The following is a 20,841-nucleotide window of genomic DNA, read 5'->3' on the forward strand; positions in this document are numbered from 1 at the left end:
AACCTATCAATAAATATTGATAGGTTTTTTTATTTCGCTTAGATAAAACAAGACTTAGAAACAATATAAACTCAACGTTCCCAATAGGCTTCTTCTAAGCTGTCTTCTTTTTCAGGTAAACCGCGCGTCAAACGTGGAGAATGCTGACTTAGTACTTGATAACTCACTCGGTTAGCATATTTACACACTTGTGCTAAAGATGAATAAGTTAAATAAGTCCGAGGATGTTTACTTGAATTTGGCACATTGATACGGTGATAGCTATTCGCTGTAATATCATGCAGTAATGCTGACAATGCTGCATCACCCGCACCATTTGTATTCATGATTTTTTCTGGGCCACCCATATAAGGCTCAATATGAGAATAGACTTTCTCTGGCTCATCACAATCTTTACGACGCATTGCACGACTAAACTCATAACGATTAAATTCAGCAATCGCACCCGGTAATAAAGGATGTGTGGTTTGGCGCTTAAAGCTATGTTCTGTATAACCGCCCATATAGAGCCCAGCAGGTCCAGCGGTACAAAGCACTAAATCAACCCATTCTAAGGCGACATCAGAAGCCAACAGAGGATCAGCATGCCCCGTTAATTCAAAGGCTTCATCTTCATTCATTGCGACAACAGAAACGTGCTCTTTTAAGAAATCGCGCCACCATTGTGGATCATCTGCAATAACATATTTTGTACCAAGGGTGAGAACGACAGGCACATCATATTTTTTCGCATACTCAATCGCTTTCATGGTTGCTAACGGCATCGGTTCACCCGGTTTACAGCGAACTAAATAAGCCGTTAATACCAATGCAGAAGCTTCTGCGATCACCTCTTCCGGAATGCTTTCTGGTTTAAGCTGGTTCATTTGACCGGGGCTAATAGCAAATGTGCGTTCGCCATTTTCCGTGATCAGCGTAAAACAGCGTCCAATGGCACCATCAACACCTTGGAGGTAATTAAGATCAGTACGGCTAGATGTGTTACATAAATAACGATAAGCATAGCTACCAATCTGAATGTTATTACACATAGTACCTAATAACACAGAGCGGTCGTCAGCTAATACAGAGTAGTTATGTAGCGTATTACCAATAGTACCGCCAGCAAATTCGTGTGTTATCAGATTATTATCTGTTAATTCACGATAAAGTGCCTCTGCGACATCATCTTCAATAACAAGAGAGTGTCCCTGACTCAAGTTATAACGGTTAATAAACTCTTCATCAACTTTCGCTTCAATATCAACCAATGTTTGGTCAATACCTACGATATAAGCGCGAGAGGATTCGCTCTCCGTCATATTGATGATGGGTTGTAATAGAGGATCTCGTAAACTAACGGGAAAATAGTGTTTGGATTTTCGTTTGCCAGGGAATTTCATTGTGAACGATGCTACACAGCTAAAAAAGATGCGCAATGTTAACACAATATTATAGGAGAGACAGTAGGTGTACGTCAGTACACCTACTTATTTAAAGATATTTTTATGCAGTTTTACGACGGCTTCTTGCCATATAGCTCAGTAAAACACCCATAACAGAAAGAATGAAACCAACAAAAGCAGCACCAACTAAAATCAGAGCGCGTTTAGGTGCATCTTTTTTAGTCGGTTCGTAAGGCTTCAACATATATTTGAATGGTACAAATTGAAGGTCATCTAATTTTACTTTTTCTAACTGCTTCATATTGTATAAACGGTTTTTCAGATCAGCGCTCACTGTTGTTGGATCAGTGATAGCTTCTGTGATAGCCAATTTACTGCTTAACGCATCAGAACCCATGGCAATAGAGTAATCAGGATCATCTTTAATTTGTGCGCCTTCACTGGAAATTGGTTTTTTAACTCCAGCTGCATTTGCGATTTCTAATGCATATTTCAGGCGTTGCACATTAACGTTACGCGCATTAGCGATACGCTCTAAATCCATTTCATAGGCTTTTTGCGCAAAACTTAATTTACGCTCAATTTGATCATCAATTTCGTCTTTTACTTCTACACGTACTTTGGTAGAAATAAAGCGAATATAACCAGAAAGTAAATCGTAAGCTTCTTCAGGGGTTGGTGCAGTGAAGCTTAAATTAATTTCACCACTAAACTCATCTTCACTATTTTTAACATCTGAAGCTTTTAAATTAATATTTTTCGTTACGATTTCTTCAATTAATTTACGCTTATCCAAAGGTGTTGGCTCATCCATTTTAGCCAGCAAATTTTTGTAATAATCCGTACTTACCAGATATTCTTCACGCAAAACACGAGAATTATAGTTATTGATAAACTTTTGATAAACAGATGAACCATTCACACCTGTATCAACATCCACTAAGCTAAGCTCAGTCAATGTTGCTCTTAATTGCTTCATTTCATCAAGCATTGGCTTGGTAATTGCAGCTTGGCTCGTCCATTTTTGTGGTAAAAAGCTTGCAACAGTAAAGCCAACGATAGCAAATAATAACGTGATACCAATAATGACAAATTTTGATTTATAAATAACAGAAAATAATTCAAAAAGATCGATCTCATCATTCTGTTTTAGATAGAAATCGTCAAAATGTCCTTTATCAACTTCTGAAGATTGTGGTTTTGAAAGCTTACTATTCATTTTCCTGCCTAAATTTATGTAATGCAGTGTCCGTTTATCAGCACTTTTAGTGATTCCCACCAAAAGACTTAAAAAATGAGAAAAGATAAGTTTATATATAACTGAAATATGATCAAATTAATATATCATCAAATCCGATAATTTTATTTATAGAATTCAGTAATTATTTTTCGCATACCTCTCGGATCATCGCTTCTAGCAAGTCAATATGCTCTGGATCATCATTTAATGCCGGAATATATTCGTACTGTTTGCCGCCACCATGAATAAAGAACTCTCGGTTCTGTTCATTAATTTCTTCTAATGTTTCCAAGCAATCAGATGAAAATCCCGGACATACAACCTGTACATGTTCAACACCCTCACTTCCCAGCTTTTCCATCGTTTTATCCGTATAAGGTGATAGCCAAGGTTCACGACCAAAGCGTGACTGGAATGTCAGCATGACTTGCTCTTTAGGATAACCTAACTGTTCTTCTAATTGCTGTTTTAGTTTTTCTGTTGTGAGGCAACACTCATCATAATAAATATCGCCCGTTTTAATAAAGCGCTCAGGAATACCATGAAAAGAGAGAATTAAACGATCGGGTTTGCCATATTGCTGAAAATTTTTCTCAATAGAGGTGACAAGCGCTTTGATATAAAGCGGATGAGTAGGATAACTGCGAATAAAGTGAAGAGAAGGTATTGTACGCATATCTTTAAAAATGCGACTAACACCATCAAATACTGCCGCTGAAGTAGAGCAAGAGTATTGTGGATACAGTGGTAACAAAATAATGTTATCAACACCTTGTTCTAATAGCTTCTCAACCCCTTCATTTAGCGATGGATTACCGTAACACATCCCCAACTCCACGGGTATATTCGGTAATCGCTCAGCAACGGCACGTTGTTGTGCTCGGCTATAAACTAACAAAGGTGATCCTTCATCCATCCAAATCTGTTGATATAACTTAGCAACTTTGGGTGAGCGAAACGGTAATATCGCCCCTTGTAATATTGGTTTCCAAATCAAAGGAGAAACATCAACAACACGAGGATCGCTAAGAAATTGTGCTAAATAACGTCGAACAGCACCCGTTGTCGGCGCATCAGGTGTGCCAAGATTAACCAAAAGAACACCATACTTAGCATCATTCATACTATGACTCCTTAGAGTTATTTTATTAGGATAACCAAAGAGTAGAAGAATAAAGGAAAATAATAGATTGTGCTTGTCAATTTATTGGATTGTTCTTTTTACACATTATTTAACAAAGAAAAAAGCAAAGGTAATCTGAAGATATTACTCATCCCACAATAAAGTGATTACAAACCTTCAAAGTAGATTTAGATATTTGGGTTAATGTTTAACACCAATTAAATCGCAAAAAGAATGACCAAAAAAGATACATTCCTGTAATCGCAATATACACATATTTTATCTTTTTATTTTTATTTAAAAGGAGCATTAAAACACCGGGAATAAGCACTAAAATAGGCTCAATGGTATATCGTCCGCCTAATGGAAGCTGGCAAAGATTTTTTGTATCGCCTTTTCCTACCATCCATTCATAATCAGAAATTGAAAGTATCTTTATCAAAAACAATAGAAAAACAAAATATATAAATGAAAATATCTTCCATACAATATTCATATCTAATGTCTATCCTGTTGTTTCCTTCAAATCTGAAGTAAATACGTGTTTCAAATTCCCAATACACTCAATAGCACATCATTAAATAAAAAAAATCCCGGCTCAACCGGGATTAATCATCACAATGGCGAATTAGCCAAGGATACTTTTCAGTTCAGCGTTAATTTCGCTTACTTTTTGCGTACCATCAACTTTGAAGTATTTCGCATTGCTTGCTTTAGCTTCATTTTGATAATAAGAAACTAACGGTGCAGTTTGAGTATGGTACTCAACTAAACGTTTACGAACAGTTTCTTCTTGGTCATCTTTACGTGTTGTTAATTCTTCACCTGTCACGTCATCACGATTTTCCACTTTAGGTGGATTAAATTTCACATGATAAACACGACCTGATGGTGCGTGAACACGACGGCCAATAATACGATCAACAATGATTTCATCAGGTACAGCGAATTCCAGTACGAAATCCACGTTGATACCCGCTTCTTTCATTGCATCAGCTTGTGGAATTGTTCTTGGGAACCCATCCAACAAGAAACCATTACGGCAATCGTCTTGTTTGATGCGCTCTTTAACTAACGCAATAACTAATTCATCAGTCACTAACTGACCATTGTCCATCAGTGCTTTTGCTTTCAGTCCTAGTTCTGTACCTGCACTTACTGCTGCACGTAACATATCACCAGTTGAAATCTGTGGGATACCATAGTTTTCTTTAATGAATTGAGCCTGAGTGCCTTTACCAGCGCCTGGAGCGCCTAGCAGAATGATACGCATCGCGTAAATCCCCTTGCATTTAATTTTTTATATTTAAACTCGAAAACGCATTACCATACCATTTTGTGAGGTCATCTCTCAAGAAATCACGGTAGCGATTGCATTTTATTTTTTATCGAAAAAGAAAAAACCACGCTCTCTTTTCAGATAAACGTGGTTTAAATGTTTGAAAACGAAAACAGTTACGCTTTTTGAACTAAAAGTTGATTCACTAAGCGAATAAACTGGTTTGGGTCCTCTAAAGAGCCTCTTTCAGCAAATAATGCCTGATCGAGTAATAAATTTACCCAATCCGCAAATAGTGCTTCATCTGCTAGCTCGGCTGTTTGCTTCACTAATGGATGATTTGGATTCAGCTCAAAGTTGTATTTCACTTCTGGCACTTCTTGTCCTGCTGCTGCAAACAATTTGGCCATTTGTGTTGTCATTTCATCAGCACTGGTTGTCACGATTGCTGGAGTATCTGTTAAACGATGCGTTAATTTCACATCTTTAACTTTATCTCCTAGCAAGGTTTTAATACGTTCGACGAACGGTGCTAATTGTTTATCTGTTTCTTCTTGCTCAGCCTGCTTCTCTTCATCAGCAAGTTTATCAAGAGATTCATCGGCTTTACTGACAGACTGGAATGATTTGCCATCAAACTCAGTCAGGTAATTCATCATCCACTCGTCTATGCGCTCAGATAACAACAGTACTTCGATACCTTTTTTGCGGAACAGCTCTAAATGAGGGCTATTTTTCGCAGCTGCATAGCTATCTGCTGTGATGTAGTAAATTTTTTCCTGACCTTCGACCATACGGCCAACATAATCTTCCAGTGAAACTGTTTGGGCATCACTATCGTTATGTGTTGATGCAAAACGTAGTAATTTAGCAATAGTTTCAATGTTAGATGAGTCTTCTGCTGGACCTTCTTTTAAGACTAAACCAAACTCTTTCCAGAATGCTTGATACTCTTCCGGCTTGTTTTCTGCCAGTTTTTGTAACATCTGCAACGCACGCTTAGTTAATGCACTGCGTAAGTTACGTGTAACAGAGCTGTCTTGTAAAATTTCACGAGAAACGTTTAGCGGTAAATCATTAGAATCCACTAACCCACGGATAAAACGCAGGTAATTAGGCATAAACTGCTCAGCTTCATCCATAATAAAGACGCGCTGCACATACAGTTTTAAACCATGACGTTGTTCACGATTCCACAAATCCCAAGGCGCTTTTGAAGGCACATATAATAAACTTGTATACTCTTGCTTACCTTCTACACGGTTATGCACCCAGCTTAATGGATCTGCAAAGTCATGAGAGATATGTTTATAAAACTCTTTATACTCTTCATCACTCACTTCAGCTTTATTACGAGTCCAAAGTGCTTGCGCTTTATTAATTTTTTCCCATGTTACTGTACCGTCTTCTTCATTTTTTGTTTCAATTTCAACAGGTAGAGAAATATGGTCGGAATATTTACTAATAATGCTACGCAGACGCCAATCGTCTAAATACTCATCTTCACCTTCACGTAAATGAAGCGTAATTTCAGTACCGCGATCTGCTTTTTCAATATCAGCAATGGTGTAATCACCTTCGCCTTCAGATCCCCAAAAAACACCTTTATCTGCACTTTCGCCAGCTGCGCGAGTGCGTACTGTCACTTTATCTGCAACGATAAATGCAGAATAGAATCCGACACCAAACTGACCAATTAGTTGGCTATCTTTAGCTTGATCTTGTCCGATAGATTCTAAGAATGATTTTGTACCTGATTTTGCAATAGTACCGAGATTATCAATGACTTCATCACGAGTCATACCAATACCATTATCACTGATAGTTAGAGTACGAGCTTCTTTATCAGTGGAAATGCGCACATGCAACTCACCATTATTTTCATAAAGCGCTGCATCTGATAATGCACGGAAACGCAATTTATCAGCCGCATCTGATGCGTTCGAAATCAATTCGCGAAGGAAAATTTCTTTATTGGAGTAAAGAGAATGGATCATTAATTGAAGAAGTTGTTTAACTTCTGACTGAAATCCTCTTGTTTCCTGACCTTTCATACTCATTTTTACCTCAATTAATCCTAATTTGGCGAAAAAAATCAATATGAGTAAAAAGTGGGGATAGTTAAGCAAGTTTCAAGGGTCGAGTAAAAAATTAAGCTAATAAAAGTGATTAAGCACCTTATATGATTAAAGTTTGAGCCAAAATAATACTTGCTGTATATTTTTAGCTGTATATTTTATTATACAGCGATATTAACTTGGGTTTATGATTATGAAAGCTTTATTACAGCACTGTTTACTCGGTATTGGCTTACTCTCCCTCTCTTCTTTCTCTTACGCAGATAGACAAATCGTAGACCAAATTGGTCGCACCGTTACCATTCCAGATAAAGTAGAAAGAACGGTCGTCTTACAACACCAAACACTGAACTTACTGGTTCAACTGGATGCCACAGATAAAGTTGTTGGTGTGATGTCTAACTGGAAACAACAACTTGGTTATGGATATGCGCAACTCGCGCCATCTCTAGAAAAAACACCTAAAGTCGGCGATCTCACCAGTTTTGATGCTGAAAGCTTAGTAAAGCTGCAACCTCAAGTTGTCTTTGTGACTAACTACGCCCCTAAAGAGATGATTGATAAAATCTCTGCTCTTGGTATTCCAGTTGTGGCGATTTCATTACGTAAAGAAGTTAATGATGATAAATCAACACTTAACCCAACATTACAAAATGAAGAGCAAGCCTATAACGAAGGACTAAAAGAAGGTATTTTGCTGATTGGTGATATCGTCAATAAATCAGAAAATGCACAAGCATTAGTTAACGATACCTTTAAACAACGTGAACAAGTTAGTCAGCGCTTACAAGATATTCCTAAAGAGCAACGAGTACGGGCTTATATGGCTAATCCGGACTTAACAACATATGGCTCAGGAAAATACACAGGATTAATGATGGAACATGCAGGTGCATTTAATGTCGCCGCATCAACCGTTAAAGGTTATAAGCAAGTTTCACTAGAACAAGTTATTGCATGGGACCCTGAAGTCATTTTTATTCAAGACAGATACCCTCAAGTTGTTGATGAAATCAAACAAGATACGCGTTGGCAAGTTATTAGTGCTGTTAAAAATAACCGAATTTATTTAATGCCTGAATATGCGAAAGCATGGGGATACCCAATGCCTGAAGCCATGGCAATAGGTGAATTGTGGATGGCAAAAAAACTATATCCTGAGAAATTTAGCGATATTGATATACAAAAAGCCGCTAATGATTGGTATCAAAAATTCTATCGTACTCAATATCAAGGAAAAGAGTAGGATATAACATCATGACATTTTCCCTTTTTGCAGCAGGTAGCTTAAAAACCACACTACCTGCTTTTATTGAGCATCATCAGCAAAAAACAGGCGAGAAGTGGGTACTTACATTTGGACCTGCAGGACTTCTACGTCAGCGTATTGAACAAGGGGAAACCTGTCATTTGTTTCTTTCTGCTGATGAAAATAATGCAAAGCAATTAATCGATAAAGGTTTCGCACTACAATATGCTCCTTTTATTACTAATCAGCTTTGCATTACTGCTCGTCGTAATGATGTAAATGAAGAAGATAACTGGCTTAGCGTATTATCAAATACCGCATTAAAATTAGGGATATCCACACCAAAAGCAGATCCATCGGGGGATTATAGTTGGCAACTATTTGATAATATTGCGCAGATTGACCCAAAGTTAAGTCAGGCATTAAAAATGCGAGCACTCTCTTTAGTTGGAGGTGAGCATTCACTTACCATTCCTCAAGGTAGAATGGCTGCCCACTATTTAATTACCACACATCAAGCAGATGCTTTCATTGGTTATCAGCATTACCAAATACAATTAAGCCAATTTCCTGAATTAAAGATCTTCGATATTCCAAAGCCTTTTAATGTTACTGCGCACTATTGTGCGACACTTATTCATTCTCAGGCTTATAGTTTATATCAGGAGATATTATCTCCTTATGCGAAAGCGTATTTTATAAAAGCTGGATTTTTACCGCTAAGTTAAGTTCTCTTCTTAGCGGTAAGTAACCTTATGTTATATCGTTATTTTTGAGCATCACTTACAAGGATAGCGTTAGCACCTGCGTTTGCTTCATCTAATGCATGTTTTATTGTATCTGCATGAGCAAGTACAACACCTAAACGGCGAGAGCCGGCAATTTCAGGTTTAGCAAAAAGGCGAATTTGGCGATTCGCCTTCAATGCTTTTTCAATACCAGAATAAACGATATTTGTACTATAAAGCTCCGGTAAAATAACCGCTGATGCACAAGGGCCTAATTGGCGAATACCACCAATGGGATAGCCTAGAAAAGCACGGACATGAAGCGCGAACTCTGATAAATCTTGAGAGATTAATGTCACGAGCCCAGTATCATGAGGGCGAGGAGAGACTTCATTAAAGAATACCTCATCACCTTGAACAAATAACTCAACACCAAATAAGCCATAGCCCCCTAAGTTCTCAACCACTTTACTCGCAATATGTTCTGCTTTAGCAAGTGCGATATCACTCATCTTTTGAGGCTGCCACGAACTTCGGTAATCCCCTTTTTCTTGTCGATGACCAATAGGGGCACAAAAATGGATACCATCAACAGCATGAATAGTTAGTAAAGTGATCTCAAAATCAAACGGGATCATTTTTTCAACGATAACACGCCCTTTACCTGCTCTACCGCCCTCTTGCGAATAAGTCCAAGCCTGAGCTAAATCATTTTCACCACGAATAACACTTTGCCCCTTTCCGGATGAACTCATGACGGGTTTTACAATACAAGGGAAGCCTATTTCTAAAGCGGCTTTTTTAAAACTCACTTCATCATCAACAAATTGATAGTTTGATGTAGGTAAATGTAATGTTTCTGAGGCTAATCGACGTATCCCTTCTCTATCCATAGTCAGCTTTACTGCACGGGCGCAAGGAATAATTTTTTGCCCCGCTTGTTCTAATTCAACCAGTAACGTTGTTGCAATAGCTTCAATTTCTGGAACGATAAAATCAGGTCGCTCTTGTTCAATAACTTGCTTTAATGCATCGATATCAAGCATATTTACAACATGATGGCGATGTGCAACATGCATAGCGGGAGCGTTGAGATAGCGATCAACTGCAATCACTTCAATACCTAAGCGTTGACACTCTATCGCGACTTCTTTGCCTAGTTCGCCAGCACCTAATAACATCACTTTTGTTGCATTTGCCGTAAGAGCCGTACCCAACACTGTCATTTTTTATCCTCACCATTAATAAAAACCACAATCACGCAAACGATTGCTTTTCATATAGCATAGCGGATTTAGCTTGATAGAAAAATAGCCAGACAAAAAAATAATCAAACAGAAAAATAAAATAATTACACTGTTTGGCTACGTTTTCCTTTTTGAATTTTTAGATAATTCAGGCGTTTTCGGATAAGTGCTAAAATACAGCATAAAAGCCCTAACCAAATTAGAGAGAAACTCACGCCTTTTACTTCATCAAAAACTTCATGGAATAAGAAAACAGCCAATAAAAATTGAATAGTAGGCTCAATATATTGTGCTAATCCAATTACAGTTAATGTGGTTCGTTTGACTGCTGCAGTAAAGAACAATAACGGTAGTATAGTAACCGGCGCGGTTAGAATATAATAAAAACGAGTCAGATTATCTGCAGAAGGTAATGCGCTTTTATCTGTTATAAACAACCAAATAGTGGCACCTATTGCTAATGGCATTAACCAAAGCGTTTCCATAAATAAAGAGGTGATCACATCAAAACGAATAAACTTACGGATCAAGCCATATACAGCAAATGCACCACCCATCATGATAGCCAATACAGGCAATTCACCGTACATCCATAATTGATAACCCACACCCGCACAAATTAAGGTAACAGCCCATTTTTCTGCTGGATTAAGCTTTTCTTTAAGAAATATCATGCCTAATAAAATTGAGAAAAGCGGATTAATAAAATACCCCAAACTCGCTTCTAATACTTGTTGATGTGTTAATGCATAAGTAAACGTACACCAAGAAACTGCCATAGCCATTGAGCTAAATAGACACATAAAAACAGAGCGCTTATCTTGTAAAACTGCGCGCCATCGTGTTCTATTTTTAATAAAGAGTCGAACGAGTAATAAAAGAGGGATAGACCAAATCAAACGCTGAGCCAACATTTCTAACGGTTGTGCTCCGGGTAACAGCCGATAAAACAGAGGGGTTATTCCCCAAAGAATATAAGAAAAAATGGCTAATACCGCGCCCGATTGAGCCCACATTTAATGTTCCATCAATAAAAGTCAATAAGATTTAATATCATACGCTTAAAACAGACAGAACAATATGATCAGCATCGCTGATTGATTGATCAAACATCAGCACAACCGAATAGACGAGATAAAAAAATCTCCATAAATAACCACTCCGAGAAAAGTAGTTATAAATGGAGAATAGGAAAATACCATTAAGGGAAAACCGTGGTAAAAACCACAACCAGAAAAAATGGGTGAATTGTTAGAAAATCTCCCTAACATGTAAAGGTGGTTGTTGCTGAACAAAATCATGTAATTTTTTACGACTTGGTGCCGCAGCTATCGCCCCTTTTTGAGTGGTGGCTAAAGCGCCACAAGCAGCCGCTTGCGTCACTATTTTTGATAGATATTGTTCATCTTCAGCAAAACCATATTCAGCAAGCGCAGCTAACAAACCGGACATAAAGGCATCACCAGCACCTGTTGTATCAATACATTCGACAGTAAAGGCACTAAATGCGACTTGCGTATTTGGCGTTAAAACTAAACAACCTTTAGAGCCTTGAGTGATCACTTTTAAACGAGCGGGATAATTTTCTAATTTTTTGAGTGCATTATTCAATGTCACTTCTTGTGTCATCCATGTTAGCTCATCTTCTGATAATTTTAATATGTCTGCTTTATGCGCATAATTATCGATAACTTCACGCATTTCTTCATGATCACACCACATTTGAGGACGTAAATTAATATCAAAACTCAGTAGTGAATCACTTTCTTTAATACTTTTGATCGCACAATCTAAGGTCGAGCGACAAATGGGATTCACTAATGCTAAAGAGCAAAAATGCAAAATATCTTTTTCGAATGCAGGTAAAGATTTTTCTGTTAAAAATTGATCAGCAGACTCAGCAACTAAGAAAGTAAAATCACGCTCACCATTTTCTTGTAAAGAGACAAGAACAGTACTGGTACGGTGAAACTCATCAAATTCCATTGCACGAGTATCAACACCCAGATCAAACAGTGTTTTTTGCATAAAATGGCCGAACGCATCTTCACCTACACGCCCAATAAAACCACTTTGTTGACCGAGTTTAGCAACGCCTGCAGCAACATTGACTGGCGCACCACCAGCACATGCTTCATATTGCATGTTTTGCAATGGGATCAAGTCAACAACAGCGTCACCTAAAGACCAGACTTTCATAATCTCTCCAGAAGATAAGCAATTATTTTTCTTAACTATATTCTGTTTTTATGGCTATTCATAACGAATAAATAAAGATATTGCTCGTAAATCCACACTGATAACGTTAACATAATAAGATAATATGATAAAGTCAATCTCATACATCGTATTTTTTTCACTCGAAATGTTATCGTTAACAACAAGAGTAATAGTGTGATTACATCTGTTCTTTACCCTTTCAGTGATCTTAAAAACACACTAATAACTCTGACATATAATAAGGATAATGATATGAAACACCGCTTAGAACAATCAACAAAAGCCTTAAATACCTTGATTGAAAAACGAGGCAATAAATTTTATCCCCAGTTTCATTTGGCCGCACCTGCGGGTTGGTTAAACGATCCTAATGGTCTTATTTATCACGATGGTTTATATCATGCTTTTTATCAGCACCATCCTTATTCCCAAGATTGGGGACCTATGCATTGGGGACATGCCACAAGTACCGATATGATCCACTGGCAACACCAACCTATTGCATTAGCACCAGGGGATGACTACGACAAAAGTGGTTGTTTCTCAGGATCAGCCATTAGCCATGAAGGCAAACTCTATCTTTTCTATACAGGACACAACTGGTTAGCAGACGAAGGTGATGATAGCCAAATCTATGAAGCGCAATGTGTTGCTATCAGTGAAGATGGTATTCATTTTGAGAAAAAAGGGATCGTTTTAGAACCCCCTAAAGGTTATATGCATTTTCGTGATCCTAAAGTTTGGTATCAAGAAGGTAAATGGTGGATGGTTGTTGGTGCTCGTGATGAAAAAGATCAAGGACAAGTCCTACTCTTCTCTAGCGACACCTTATTTGTGGAAGATCAGCGGTGGAACAATGATTACACTGTTTTAGGAAAAACGGATGATAAAAATGTCTATATGTGGGAGTGCCCTGATTTCTTCCCTATTAGCCAAGAAAATGAATTTGCAATCGTCTTCTCACCACAAGGAAAACGAGCCGAAGGCTATCAATATCGTAACCTCTTTCAATCTGGTGCATTAATTGGTCAGTGGTCACCAAATCAACCCTTTAAACCACAAGGGCATTTTATTGAACTTGATAATGGCCATGACTATTATGCGCCACAATCATTTACGACACCTGATGGTCGTCGCGTTTCTATGGGATGGATGGATATGTGGAATTCGCCCATGCCTTCAAAATCTGAATTTTGGTCTGGCTGTTTTACGCTCCCTCGTGAAATCACTTTTGATAAATCCAAAAATCGCTTACGCATGATCCCCGTTAAAGAAGTCGAATCATTGCGCCAAGAAAAACAGTCTATCCAGCCATTAACACTCAGTAATCAATCCATAGAGCTATTCGATAACACTCCAGCTATCGAACTCGACTTAACATTATCTTTAAACAGTAACGCTGAAAAATTCGGCTTATGGCTAGGTGAAGGACTTGAGCTCTTTGTTGATAATCAATCACACCGGTTAGTTCTTAATCGTCATTATCCTCAGCACAATATCAGTGGCGCTCGAAGTATTCCATTACCTGAAGGTTGTGAATTGAATTTACGTATTTTCATTGATCGCTCATCAATTGAAATCTTTGTAAACAAAGGTGAGTTCACCTTTAGCAGTCGATATTATGCTCAACAAGATGCTCGTACATTACGTCTTTTTGCCATGAACGGTGATGCAACACTGATTAATGGTGAATATTGGCAGTTAAATAGTATTTACTGATATTGATAAGTTAAGTAAGACGTGAGTCTTTAAATAGACTCACGTTCAACTAATTGGCAAGGTACGTGTACCGTATCTCTATGGTTCCGTTCTTGAATGATATGCAACGTCGCTTCTTTACCTAATTCATAATGAGGCAATTGTACCGTTGTTAATGGTGGATAAAACAGCTCTCCTGTACCAATCATATTGTCATAACCCAAAACAGCCACTTGCTCTGGAATGCGTAATCCCATAGAAAGTAAAACTTGATACGCTAGAAATGCAATACGGTCATTACCACAAATGAGAATATCAAAATCTGCTTTTTGTTGAACACAATGCTTTTTCAATATTTCAATCACATCACGATAGTGCTCATCTCCAAACATCATCGTATATTGTTGTAAGTTCGCCAATGGTAGCCCAGCCTCTTGCCAAGCATCTTCAACAGCCTTACGACGAATAGGACCTGCAACAGACTCTTCAGGTATATAGAAGCATAAAGGGCGGCGATACCCTTTTTCGATAACCTTTTTCATTGCAAAATACTGCCCATGATAATCATCGGGAATATAAGTTGGAAAAGCGTGCGTTTTATCCAAGCAGTTTGCTAACACTAAATTCTTATCAAGCAACTTTTCATGCACGGTGATTTCACGCAAGCCCATCGTGGTATAAATAATACCATCTGGACGTTGAGCCAAAAGCTGCCAAATGGCATTTTCATAACAATCTTGCGCAGTTAAATTGACAACAAATGAGCTCCAGCCAAATTCTCTTGCGGTTTGTTCTATCGATAAAATCATTTCCACAGAAAATGGTGTCGTTGCGGTATCAATTGCCAGAACACCAATTGATGATACTTTTGTTCCTTGACCACGAATTTTTCGTGCAGAATAATCTGGAACATAGTTAAGTTGATCAATCGCATTTTGGACTTGTTTCAGTGTTTCTGGTTTTAATAACTCAGGGTTATTAATCGCTCTTGAGACTGTCATCAAAGAAACGGATGCAAGTCGAGCTACATCTTTCAGTGACGCCATAGTATTGGCTCGATTGGTTTATTAAAAAGGATCAATAGAAATAAAGTGCTATTTTACAAGAAGTAAAGTCAAAAAGCCACAAAGGGAATTGAATTGTAACTAAATGCGACTATTAATTGCCCCATAAAAAGACACCTAAATATATTATTTTTTTACTTATTAAATGAGTTTAATATAGTTAAAATCACTTACGAGAAAAAACTTAGTTACAATTAATAATAGTTATCTCCTTCCTTCATTATAGAAATGAATTATTCTTATCTATAAAATACAAATATTGAAACAAAACAAAGTTCTGATATTTTATCTATAATATAATACAGAAGTATTAATCATTTTTAATTTGATATATTCTGAATATGGCTCCGTTGCGTGAATGTCACCCTACATAAAAAACTTATAAATTAGTCAAATTTCGTTACTCATTCACTTTTAGTGAAAGAGCAGAGTAAAACCAGGAGCAACATATGGAATCAATAATCCACTTAATCACTTTTGAAGATGACAGTACAAAAGTTCAACTTAAAGCCGTTCTTTCTTCTTTAGCGGCGAATGTGAAAATCTATTCAAATGAACAGGCTTTCTTGAAATACTATTTTTCATCGATAAAAGGAGCTCATAAAGAGTGCATCATAATTAATACAAAAAGCAGTGCGGCACCATCAATTGCACTGATTAAAGAACTCAACAAATTGAGAAACATCATCCCTGTTATTATTATTTCTGGGGATAGTTCCATTGAGAGTTGTCGTAGCGCATTTAAATCAGGGGCTTTTGAATATTTAACTCGCCCTCTAAATGTGAATGAACTTCTTAATATTGTCTCGGAATCTTTCCTACATTATGAAAGTGAAGTTGAGCAATTCCGAACATATATATCTCTAAAAGATAAATTTGGTAAGTTATCTAATAGAGAAAAAGAGGTTATGGAGATGATCCTTGAGGGAAATACGAGCAAAGAAGCGGCAGAAAAACTTTCTCTATCGCCTCGTACCGTTGAAGTACATCGTTCAAATATGTATACAAAATTGAAAATAAGATCACTACCACAATTAGTTCAAGAATATGATTTCTTTAAGAAATATGACTTAAGAGCAAGTTGATTTACAATGTGATTTCTATTTATCAATGGGTTGTGTTATCTAGCGATATAACGATATGACCTGTTTAATTTTTCATTATATTTTATTAATGAGAGAAAACTGTACTTCTAAAAATATTCTATTTTGGATGAATTACACCTAATATGGGAATAATTAATACGTTAAACACCATTCTACGATAGAAAGGGCGGCAACTTATTTTGATGCCACCCTTTCATTAGTGTTCGTTTAATTTCAATTTAAAACACTTGTATATATTATTTTTCATAATCGCTATTATTAATAACTATTATGATTGTTTTTTATTAATAATAGCAATATAAGAATAAATGAAGCTCTTCATTTGATATAAATCATTTTTTACTTATTATAAAGATGAGTATTCTCATTTTTAGTTTCTCATTTTCTTTATTCTTATTTTACGAAGAAAATTATTAATGATTAAAAAATAATACAAAAGGAATTCCTGTCTCTTTTTTTTATGCCCATTTAAAGACTGTTTATGCGTTTTGATTTTCATTTTAAACAAAAAATTACTTATAAGAATATTCTAATCGAAGTGTTTTAATTGCGATTATTTAAACAGTAAAATAAGAAATAATAATAAGTATTTCCCTTTATACTCCCTTTCACTTAAGAAATTTATTCTCTTTATAGTTTAATTAACGTAATACATTATTTACCATTTCTACTTAATAATACTCAAATAAAGAGCATCATTAAATGATCTTATCATGTAAGTATAATGCACTAGATTTGAATAAGTATTAACACCTAGAAAAACAAATTATTATTACTGATTGATTTATAGTCTTAATATGAGCATAACAAAATGGAATTAATCGGCATAAAAAAAATATAAGATAAACTTATACGTTTATTCTTATTCTCACTTTGTACAAATACCCTTATGCTATACCCTCCTAACTCGCCTTTTACAAAGAAAAATGAACGCTCAAGATAAAAACCGTCGTCCTATAAAAGCAAGGCAAACAAACTGGGCTACAAAGTGCAGTCGCTACTTACAACAAAAAGGGGCAACCCCTAATGGTATTTCTGTGTTTAGTGTCGTATTTGCATTACTTGCAGGCTTATCACTCTTTTGTGCTCTCTTTTACACATCTGGATTATTACGCTCAATTTTATTGATACTTGGAGCTATCATGATCCAAGGTCGCCTAATTTGTAATTTATTAGATGGTATGGTTGCCGTCGAAGGCGGCATGAAAAGCCCAGTAGGTGCTGTCTATAATGAATTACCTGACAGAATTGCCGATACTTTAATTATTCTAGGTGTCGGTTATGGACTCTCCTCTGACTTTTCTACGGCAATTACGTTGAGCTGGGTGGGCGCTTTTTTTGCGGTAATGACCGCTTATGTTCGCGTATTAGGTGGTGCTTGTGGATTAGACCAACAATTTACAGGCCCTATGGCAAAACAACACCGAATGGCGCTATTAACTACTGTTTCTGTTATTGCTGCATTTATTCCGAGTCTTTGGGGAATATGGCTCTTTTTTATTTCATTATGGATTATTATTTTAGGTTCAACGCTGACCACAATTTTCAGAACCCGTCGAATTTTACGGGATTTAGCACAAGGTGTCTGATTAATGAAAAATGGAAAACTTGCTTTAGATGCAAAAGTGGTATCATCCGTTTTAGTCTCTATTTGTCGATTCTTAACGGGTATTCGCGCTAAACAAACCTCTCCTATTGCGAAAGATACACCTTGTATTTATTACGCTAACCACTCTAGTCATCTTGATGGCTTAGTTATTTGGTCTTGTCTTTCGCCCAATATTCGCCCTTATGTTCATCCGGTTGCCGCTGAAGATTATTGGAATAAAAACCGCTTACGCCGTTATTTATCTCGTCGCATCTTTAGAGCTATTCTTATTCCTCGTCATGCAGCCAAAATGAATTTTCCACAAGAAGAAAACGCTTGTGAAGAGATCGTGGAACAACCCACTAATGACTCTGCATCATCTACACCAAATAAAGTCAATGCACTTGCCCTGATGCAAGAAATTTTAGACCAAGGTGATTCTTTAATTATCTTTCCTGAGGGTACTCGAGGTAACGGCGAATCTATTCAAGATTTTAAAGCGGGTCTTTGGCATCTTTCTCGTAAAAATCCGAATGTGCAATTAGTCCCTATTTATCTGGAAAACTTAAATCGAGTCCTCCCTAAAGGTTCTCGTTTAGTTGTTCCTGTTATTTGCAGTGCGATTTTTGGTGCTCCTATTGGCTCCACTCATGAAAATGAAAGTAAACAAGAGTTTCTGGTAAGAGCAAAAAGTGCGTTAGAGGAGCTACACAATGGAACGTATTAATAATGAAGTCCTATGGATCTTTATCGGGCTCTTCTCTTTCTTAATTGTCGCCAGCATTATTGGTGCTATTTTAGCTGCCGTAAAAGGCCCTACTTCCACTATCACTAATCTTAATTCAAGGATCAACGCGTGGTGGGTAATGTGTATTATCGCAGGTGTTGCCATAGGAATTGGAGCAATTGGCTCTGTCGTCCTATTTACCATTATCTCATGGCTTGCATTACGCGAACTGATCACCTTAACGCCCACACATCGTGGCGACCATGAAGCGCTCTTTTGGTGCTTCTTCGTTATATTACCTATCCAATACATTCTTGTTGGCGTGCAATGGTATAACTTAATGGCGGTGTTTATCCCGGTTTACGCCTTCTTATTAATACCAACACGTATGGCACTTTCCGGTGACACTCGCCACTTCTTAGAACGTATGGCAAAAGTACAATGGAGCGTGATGATAGCAATTTATTGCCTAAGTTATGCACCTGCACTTTTAATGTTACCAATAGAAGGTTTTGAAGGCCGTAATATCAATTTACTGCTCTTCTTAATGATAGTGGTGCAAGTTTCTGACGTACTTCAATATGTGTTTGGTAAATTATTTGGCAAACATCCTATCGTGCCTAAATTAAGTCCAAATAAAACAGTGGAAGGTTTTTTTGGTGGAATTATCTCCGCCAGCCTTATTGGCATGATGTTATGGTGGGCAACACCGTTCTCATGGTGGGCGGCATTTTTACTCTCTTTAGTCATTACATTGGCAGGTTTTGCTGGTGGTTTATGTATGTCTGCAATCAAACGAGACAGTGGCGTAAAAGATTTTGGTACGATGATCGAAGGTCATGGTGGCATGATGGATAGAATGGATTCGCTCTGCTTTGCAGCACCTATATTCTTCCATGTTATTCGCTATTTTTACGTTTAGTTTTCCTTTGTTTAATCAAAAATAAAACTAGCCCAATGTAGACTCAAATGCCGATATTAAACCATCGGCATTTTTATATTCTCTGTTTACTCATGCTAATAACTCACTAATTTAATATCACGAATTGACTATCATCATATAAATTAAACATTTGTTTTAATTTTAGATTAAAAATCAACATTATACATTCTATATATAAATCAAAATATTAAATAAAAATACAGCGAGTAAACAGGTCTGATTTCTCTACTTTTTTATTTATAATGATAGCCTAGAAGGCTGCTATCTTTTACCCTAGCACTCCTTTTTATTTTAGATCCTTTACAATTATGATCACTTGGCTATTTCTTGCTTTTTCTTTATTATTTCTGGGTTTCAATCGCTCGCTTGCGTTTATTACATTGATATTTACAGCGCTTAGCGCATTTATAACAGGTGTTATTACATGGCAAACCTTGCCAGTTATTTTTAGCATTCTCTTACTCGCGTTCGCCTATTCTCGCTATAAAAAACAGCCTCTACTTAGAGCAATCATCATTCTCGCACTTGTTATTATTGCCAGTGGATTAACTTTTCACCTTATTCCTGGTTTTAACAATTTACGTTACCTTTCACATGCCATTATAGGAATGAAAAGCGCCCCTTTTTCTTTTTATTTCAATGCCGATAAAGCATTATTACCTTTTATTTTTCTGATTTTTATTCCTACACTTTTTGTCTGCAAACCATTAAAAAAAGCAAATAAATTACAGTGGGCAATGCTAATTATTGCCATTCCTGCACTATTATTGATCGCTGTAAAGCTGGGAGGATTGGCGATTGAATTACATTTACCATCGTGGTTACCTGCCTTTATTCTCGCTAACCTCTTTTTTGTATCACTTGCTGAAGAAGCCTTATTTAGAGGTGTTATTCAACAAACATTATCACGTTATCTTCCCCCTTATGTTGCGCTATTAATAGCAGCCATTATCTTTGGATTAGCGCATTTTGCAGGTGGATTACTATTAATTATATTTGCTTCACTGGCGGGTATTATTTATGGATTAGCATGGATGTGGAGTGGTCGGCTTTGGGTTTCAACCGCTTTTCACTTTGCACTTAATCTGACTCACCTGCTCTTTTTTACCTATCCATTTAAAATAGCGTGACCTCTATTTTAGCATCTCAGTGATGATCTGCTTTTT

Annotated in this window: 18 protein-coding genes; 8 read left to right on the forward strand and 10 right to left on the reverse strand. The window is 36.9% G+C overall.

Annotation, left to right across the window (positions count from 1 at the left end; translation table 11 throughout):
• Positions 1-71: 71 nt before the first annotated feature.
• The 6 genes from AB4J89_RS11985 to htpG form a co-directional block, all read right to left on the reverse strand.
• Complete coding sequence (locus AB4J89_RS11985; protein WP_088494776.1) at positions 72-1,382, reverse strand: inosine/guanosine kinase; 1,311 nt, start codon at positions 1,380-1,382, stop codon at positions 72-74.
• Between the two features lie 103 nt (positions 1,383-1,485).
• Entirely contained in the window at positions 1,486-2,604 is a 1,119-nt protein-coding gene (gene wzz(fepE), locus AB4J89_RS11990) for an LPS O-antigen length regulator Wzz(fepE) (RefSeq protein ID WP_088494775.1), read from the reverse strand.
• Positions 2,605-2,767: 163 nt separating this feature from the next.
• Positions 2,768-3,748: a ferrochelatase gene (hemH, locus tag AB4J89_RS11995; RefSeq protein WP_311755804.1), complete on the reverse strand. Its 981-nt coding sequence runs from the start codon at positions 3,746-3,748 to the stop codon at positions 2,768-2,770.
• Between the two features lie 208 nt (positions 3,749-3,956).
• Entirely contained in the window at positions 3,957-4,244 is a 288-nt protein-coding gene (locus AB4J89_RS12000; protein ID WP_088494773.1) for a DUF2645 family protein, read from the reverse strand.
• A 132-nt stretch (positions 4,245-4,376) separates the two neighbouring features.
• On the reverse strand, positions 4,377-5,021 hold the full coding sequence (gene adk, locus AB4J89_RS12005; protein WP_088494772.1) for an adenylate kinase: 645 nt from the start codon (positions 5,019-5,021) through the stop codon (positions 4,377-4,379).
• Positions 5,022-5,203: 182 nt separating this feature from the next.
• Positions 5,204-7,087: a molecular chaperone HtpG gene (gene htpG / locus AB4J89_RS12010; RefSeq protein ID WP_088494771.1), complete on the reverse strand. Its 1,884-nt coding sequence runs from the start codon at positions 7,085-7,087 to the stop codon at positions 5,204-5,206.
• Positions 7,088-7,298: 211 nt separating this feature from the next.
• Between htpG and AB4J89_RS12015 the strand changes: the two genes are divergently transcribed.
• Entirely contained in the window at positions 7,299-8,351 is a 1,053-nt protein-coding gene (locus AB4J89_RS12015; RefSeq protein ID WP_088494770.1) for an ABC transporter substrate-binding protein, read from the forward strand.
• Positions 8,352-8,362: 11 nt separating this feature from the next.
• Positions 8,363-9,082, forward strand: a complete 720-nt coding sequence (locus AB4J89_RS12020; protein ID WP_088494769.1) for a substrate-binding domain-containing protein — start codon at positions 8,363-8,365, stop codon at positions 9,080-9,082.
• A 38-nt stretch (positions 9,083-9,120) separates the two neighbouring features.
• Here the strand turns inward: AB4J89_RS12020 and purT are convergent, their stop codons facing one another.
• The 3 genes from purT to AB4J89_RS12035 all read right to left on the reverse strand — a co-directional run bounded on the left by purT (position 9,121) and on the right by AB4J89_RS12035 (position 12,528).
• On the reverse strand, positions 9,121-10,308 hold the full coding sequence (purT, locus tag AB4J89_RS12025) for a formate-dependent phosphoribosylglycinamide formyltransferase (RefSeq protein WP_088494768.1): 1,188 nt from the start codon (positions 10,306-10,308) through the stop codon (positions 9,121-9,123).
• Between the two features lie 125 nt (positions 10,309-10,433).
• Positions 10,434-11,345, reverse strand: a complete 912-nt coding sequence (gene rarD, locus AB4J89_RS12030; RefSeq protein ID WP_088494767.1) for an EamA family transporter RarD — start codon at positions 11,343-11,345, stop codon at positions 10,434-10,436.
• A gap of 235 nt (positions 11,346-11,580) precedes the next feature.
• Complete coding sequence (locus tag AB4J89_RS12035; protein WP_368469380.1) at positions 11,581-12,528, reverse strand: aminoimidazole riboside kinase; 948 nt, start codon at positions 12,526-12,528, stop codon at positions 11,581-11,583.
• A 273-nt stretch (positions 12,529-12,801) separates the two neighbouring features.
• On the opposite strand from AB4J89_RS12035, the gene AB4J89_RS12040 reads away from it, so the two are divergent.
• Positions 12,802-14,268, forward strand: a complete 1,467-nt coding sequence (locus AB4J89_RS12040; protein ID WP_088494765.1) for a glycoside hydrolase family 32 protein — start codon at positions 12,802-12,804, stop codon at positions 14,266-14,268.
• 29 nt (positions 14,269-14,297) lie between these two features.
• On the opposite strand, the gene AB4J89_RS12045 is transcribed toward AB4J89_RS12040, so the two are convergent.
• Positions 14,298-15,293, reverse strand: coding sequence for a LacI family DNA-binding transcriptional regulator (locus AB4J89_RS12045; RefSeq protein ID WP_088494764.1), 996 nt, complete (start codon positions 15,291-15,293; stop codon positions 14,298-14,300).
• A gap of 467 nt (positions 15,294-15,760) precedes the next feature.
• Here AB4J89_RS12045 and AB4J89_RS12050 point away from each other — a divergent pair, with 467 nt between their 5' ends.
• The 5 genes from AB4J89_RS12050 (at position 15,761) to AB4J89_RS12070 (ending at position 20,805) form a co-directional block, all read left to right on the forward strand.
• On the forward strand, positions 15,761-16,396 hold the full coding sequence (locus tag AB4J89_RS12050; protein ID WP_368469383.1) for a response regulator transcription factor: 636 nt from the start codon (positions 15,761-15,763) through the stop codon (positions 16,394-16,396).
• Between the two features lie 947 nt (positions 16,397-17,343).
• Complete coding sequence (locus AB4J89_RS12055; RefSeq protein WP_088494762.1) at positions 17,344-18,006, forward strand: CDP-alcohol phosphatidyltransferase family protein; 663 nt, start codon at positions 17,344-17,346, stop codon at positions 18,004-18,006.
• Positions 18,007-18,009: 3 nt separating this feature from the next.
• Positions 18,010-18,732, forward strand: a complete 723-nt coding sequence (locus tag AB4J89_RS12060) for a lysophospholipid acyltransferase family protein (RefSeq protein WP_311755808.1) — start codon at positions 18,010-18,012, stop codon at positions 18,730-18,732.
• Entirely contained in the window at positions 18,719-19,654 is a 936-nt protein-coding gene (locus AB4J89_RS12065) for a phosphatidate cytidylyltransferase (RefSeq protein WP_088494760.1), read from the forward strand. The genes AB4J89_RS12060 and AB4J89_RS12065 overlap by 14 nt, the downstream gene beginning before the upstream one ends.
• A 329-nt stretch (positions 19,655-19,983) precedes the next feature.
• Positions 19,984-20,805 (forward strand): lysostaphin resistance A-like protein, encoded by an 822-nt coding sequence (locus tag AB4J89_RS12070; protein ID WP_368469386.1) that lies wholly within the window; start codon positions 19,984-19,986, stop codon positions 20,803-20,805.
• Positions 20,806-20,841 lie beyond the last annotated feature (36 nt).

Source organism: Proteus sp. STS61-E (genome assembly GCF_040932335.1).
Classification (GTDB): domain Bacteria; phylum Pseudomonadota; class Gammaproteobacteria; order Enterobacterales; family Enterobacteriaceae; genus Proteus; species Proteus mirabilis_B.

Coding starts and splice junctions, on each gene's coding strand:
- AB4J89_RS11985 (WP_088494776.1), bottom strand. CDS start 1,382: ATGAAATTCCCTGGCAAACGAAAATCCAAACACTATTTTCCCGTTAGT.
- hemH (WP_311755804.1), bottom strand. CDS start 3,748: ATGAATGATGCTAAGTATGGTGTTCTTTTGGTTAATCTTGGCACACCT.
- AB4J89_RS12000 (WP_088494773.1), bottom strand. CDS start 4,244: ATGAATATTGTATGGAAGATATTTTCATTTATATATTTTGTTTTTCTA.
- adk (WP_088494772.1), bottom strand. CDS start 5,021: ATGCGTATCATTCTGCTAGGCGCTCCAGGCGCTGGTAAAGGCACTCAG.
- htpG (WP_088494771.1), bottom strand. CDS start 7,087: ATGAGTATGAAAGGTCAGGAAACAAGAGGATTTCAGTCAGAAGTTAAA.
- AB4J89_RS12015 (WP_088494770.1), top strand. CDS start 7,299: ATGAAAGCTTTATTACAGCACTGTTTACTCGGTATTGGCTTACTCTCC.
- AB4J89_RS12020 (WP_088494769.1), top strand. CDS start 8,363: ATGACATTTTCCCTTTTTGCAGCAGGTAGCTTAAAAACCACACTACCT.
- purT (WP_088494768.1), bottom strand. CDS start 10,308: ATGACAGTGTTGGGTACGGCTCTTACGGCAAATGCAACAAAAGTGATG.
- rarD (WP_088494767.1), bottom strand. CDS start 11,345: ATGTGGGCTCAATCGGGCGCGGTATTAGCCATTTTTTCTTATATTCTT.
- AB4J89_RS12035 (WP_368469380.1), bottom strand. CDS start 12,528: ATGAAAGTCTGGTCTTTAGGTGACGCTGTTGTTGACTTGATCCCATTG.
- AB4J89_RS12040 (WP_088494765.1), top strand. CDS start 12,802: ATGAAACACCGCTTAGAACAATCAACAAAAGCCTTAAATACCTTGATT.
- AB4J89_RS12045 (WP_088494764.1), bottom strand. CDS start 15,293: ATGGCGTCACTGAAAGATGTAGCTCGACTTGCATCCGTTTCTTTGATG.
- AB4J89_RS12050 (WP_368469383.1), top strand. CDS start 15,761: ATGGAATCAATAATCCACTTAATCACTTTTGAAGATGACAGTACAAAA.
- AB4J89_RS12055 (WP_088494762.1), top strand. CDS start 17,344: ATGAACGCTCAAGATAAAAACCGTCGTCCTATAAAAGCAAGGCAAACA.
- AB4J89_RS12060 (WP_311755808.1), top strand. CDS start 18,010: ATGAAAAATGGAAAACTTGCTTTAGATGCAAAAGTGGTATCATCCGTT.
- AB4J89_RS12065 (WP_088494760.1), top strand. CDS start 18,719: ATGGAACGTATTAATAATGAAGTCCTATGGATCTTTATCGGGCTCTTC.
- AB4J89_RS12070 (WP_368469386.1), top strand. CDS start 19,984: ATGATCACTTGGCTATTTCTTGCTTTTTCTTTATTATTTCTGGGTTTC.